General features: G+C 76.1%; 3 protein-coding genes. All 3 read left to right on the top strand.

The window, feature by feature from the left end; all coding sequences use genetic code 11:
• Positions 1-1,336: D-alanyl-D-alanine carboxypeptidase/D-alanyl-D-alanine-endopeptidase (gene dacB / locus AE652_RS38085; protein ID WP_053112524.1), on the top strand; the 1,336-nt coding region annotated here is incomplete at its 5' end.
• Positions 1,337-1,513: 177 nt separating this feature from the next.
• On the top strand, positions 1,514-2,686 hold the full coding sequence (locus AE652_RS38080; RefSeq protein ID WP_049659916.1) for a zinc-dependent metalloprotease: 1,173 nt from the start codon (positions 1,514-1,516) through the stop codon (positions 2,684-2,686).
• 284 nt (positions 2,687-2,970) lie between these two features.
• Positions 2,971-3,381: ATP-binding protein (locus AE652_RS38075; protein ID WP_049659914.1), on the top strand; the 411-nt coding region annotated here is incomplete at its 3' end.

Below are 3,381 nucleotides of genomic sequence, written 5' to 3'. Positions count from 1 at the left end.
CCCCGCGCCGGGCGCCGTCCTGGCCGCCGTCGAGGGCGGCCCGGGCGCCGCCGTCCCCACCGCGCAGGGCCTCCGGCAGGCGCTCGCCGCCGTGCTCGCCGACAAGAGCCTCGGCGAGGTCACCTTCGCCGTCGCGGACGCCGGCACCGGCCAACTCCTGTACGGCTCCGGGGAGAACACCCCGGCTACCCCCGCCTCCACCACCAAGCTGGCCACCGCGGTCGCGGCCCTGTCCCTCATCCCGGGCGACACCCGGCTGCACACCCGGGTGGTCCAGGGCGCGGCCCCGGGCACCATCACCCTGGTCGGCGGCGGCGACCCGACGCTCACCGCGCTGCCCGCCGACCAGGTGCAGATCGGCGGGCAGCCGGCCGACGCCGACACCGCCCCCGCCTCACTGGACTCCCTCGCCCAGCAGACCGCCGACAGCCTCAAGGGCCTCGGCACCACGACGGTCCAGCTGGACTACGACCTGTCGATGTACGCGGGCGGCCCGCAGCACAGGAACCACGACGCCCAGAACATCGCCCTGGTGGTCCCGCTGATGGTGGACGAGGCCAAGGCGGACCCGAAGAGCCGGGAGGACGCGCCGGACCGGGTCGCCGACCCGGCGGCCGCGGCCGCCGAGGCCTTCGCCGCGCTGCTCCGGGCTCGCGGCATCACCGTGACGGGAAAGGCCGGCCCCGCCGCCGCGCCCGCGCCCGCCCCGACCGCCACCGGCACGGCGCCCCTCGGCGACGTCTTCTCGCCGACCGTCGCCCGGCTGGTCGAACGCCTGCTGACCACCTCCGACAACCAGCTCGCCGAGGCGATCGCCCGTCAGGTCGCCATCGCCGCCCACCAGCCCGCGAGCTTCGAGGGCGCCGCGGCCGCCGTCACCCAGGAGCTCACCCGGCTCGGCGTGCCGATGGGCACCGTGGTCCTCAACGACGGCAGCGGCCTGCACCCGGGCAACGCGATACCGCCCGCCGTCCTGGTCCGACTCCTCGCGCTGGCCGCCTCCGAGCAGCACCCCGCCCTGCGCCCGGTGCTCACCGGCCTCCCGGTCGCCGGGTTCACCGGCACCCTCAACAAGCGGTACGGCTCCGGGTCCGGCGCCGCCGACGCGGCCGGCCTGATCCGCGCCAAGACCGGCACCCTCAGCGGCGTCAACACCCTCGCGGGCACCGTCGTCGACGCCGACGGCCGCCTGCTCGCCTTCGCCGTCATGACCCGTACCGCCGCCCCCGCCCCTCCGCGCACGAGAAGTCGATCCCGTCCCGCCGCCCCCGCCGACACCGCCCGCGCCGCCATGGACCGCGTCGCCGCCCGCCTCACCACCTGCGGCTGCCACTGACCCGCCGCCGCCCTCCAACGGCCCCGGCCCGCCGGCCCGGAGGCACCCCGCCGCCGCGCACCGGTCCGCTGCCCGCCACTGGTCGCGGCCGGAGACCGGTGGGGCCGGGGCCCGTTGGGGAGAGGTGTTCGCGGCGGGTGGCTGCCGTTGGTGGTGGGGAGCACGTACGGTGAGGGCATGACGAGCGCGAGTGGCGGTGCTGACATGGTCGACTGGAACCTCGCGGTCGCAACCGCGACCAGGTTGGTGCGGCCGGGTCCGGAAGTGAGCCGGGAGGAAGCGGCGGCGGTGGTCGCCGAGCTGCGCCGGCACGCCCTGGAGGCGGAGGAGCACGTGCGGGCGTTCACCGGCATGCGTTCGTCCAGCCTGTCCCAGGCCGCGGCGACGCCGGTGCTGGTGGTGGACCGTCCGGGGTGGATCCGGGCCAACGTGGCGGGCTTCCGCACGGTCGTCCAGCCGCTGGTGGAGAAGCTCCAGGCGCGTCGGGCGAACAGCACGGCGGCCGGGGTGTTCGGCGCGGTGGGCGAGAAGGCGACCGGGATCGAGGTCGGGGCGCTGCTGGCGTTCCTGTCCACCAAGGTGCTGGGCCAGTACGAGACCTTCGCCCCGGCCGAGCCCCCGCTGGAGGCGCCGGACAGCCCGGCGGCGCTGTTCGACAAGCCGCGGCTGGGGCCGGAGGGCCCCGGGCCGGGCCGGCTGCTGCTGGTGGCGCCGAACATCGTGCACGTCGAGCGGGAGCTGGACGTCGACCCGTCCGACTTCCGGCTCTGGGTCTGCCTGCACGAGGAGACGCACCGGACGCAGTTCACCGCGGTGCCGTGGCTGCGCGACCACATCCAGTCCGAGGTGCAGTCCTTCCTCGCCGAGACGGACGTCGACCCGGGCGCCCTGCTGGAGCGGCTGCGGGACGCGGCGGGTTCGCTCGGCGGCCTGCCGGGGGGCGGCAGCCGGGAGGGCGCCTCCTCCGGGAACCTGCTGGAGATCGTCCAGTCGCCCGCGCAGCGGGAGATCCTCGGCCGGCTGACGGCCGTGATGTCGCTGCTGGAGGGCCACGCGGACGTGGTGATGGACGGCGTCGGGCCGGCCGTGGTGCCGACGGTCGCCGAGATCCGGGAGAAGTTCCAGCAGCGCCGGGACCGCGGCGCCAACCGGCTCGACCTGCTGCTGCGCCGGCTGCTCGGCATGGACGCGAAGCTGCGCCAGTACCAGGACGGCGCGGTGTTCGTGCGCGGGGTGGTGGAGCAGGTCGGCATGGAGGGGTTCAACCGGGTGTGGACCTCCCCGAACACCCTGCCCACCAAGGACGAGATCCACGACCCGGCCGCCTGGGTGGCCCGGGTGGCCCGCTGAGCGCGGTCGTGACGCGGGCGCGCCGTACGCCGGACGGCAAGCGGCGCGCGCCGGTCAAACCCGCTCGTACGAGTGGTCCAATCAGGCCGACGACGAGTGAAGAAGCGTTTCTTCATTCACCCGAACGTGGGACGGTCGACCTGCCGGGGGCGCGGGTGGCGTAGTGGGTGGCCACTATCTGCCACCATCTGTGAGCGCCCGGTAACCGGGTGCTCATGCGGGTGCGCGGTCCCCGCCGCGTCCGCCGCACGTCCTGTCCCCCCTCCGTCGAGGAGTCGTCCGCCGTGGGTCCTCACCCCGCCGTCGCCGCGATACGCCTGGCCGTTCGCCGTACGCTCACCGACCTCGCCGCCGAGGCCGGTTCCACCTTCACCGCGCCCGTGCGCCGACCGCGGGAGCGCCCGGCCGGGGCGCCGCTGGTGGGTGCCGCGGTCGGCACCACCCTGATCGGCAACGCCGCGCGCCACCCCTCCGGGCTGCCCCGCACCCCGGCCGCGCCCGGCTCGCCGCTGGTCCTGGTCGCGGTCAGCGGCGGCGCCGACTCGATGGCGCTGGCCATCGCCGCCGCCTTCGAAGCCCCCAAGATCGGCCTGCGGGTCGGCGCCGTCACCGTCGACCACGGCCTCCAGGCGGGATCCGCCGAGCGCGCCGCCCAGGTGGCCGACCGGCTGCTGGCGGGCACCTCGCTGCGCCGC

The sequence above is a fragment of the Kitasatospora sp. MY 5-36 genome (genome assembly GCF_001182915.1).
In the GTDB taxonomy this organism is placed as follows: Bacteria; Actinomycetota; Actinomycetes; order Streptomycetales; family Streptomycetaceae; genus Kitasatospora.
This window is presented reverse-complemented; position numbering and strand designations above follow the sequence as displayed.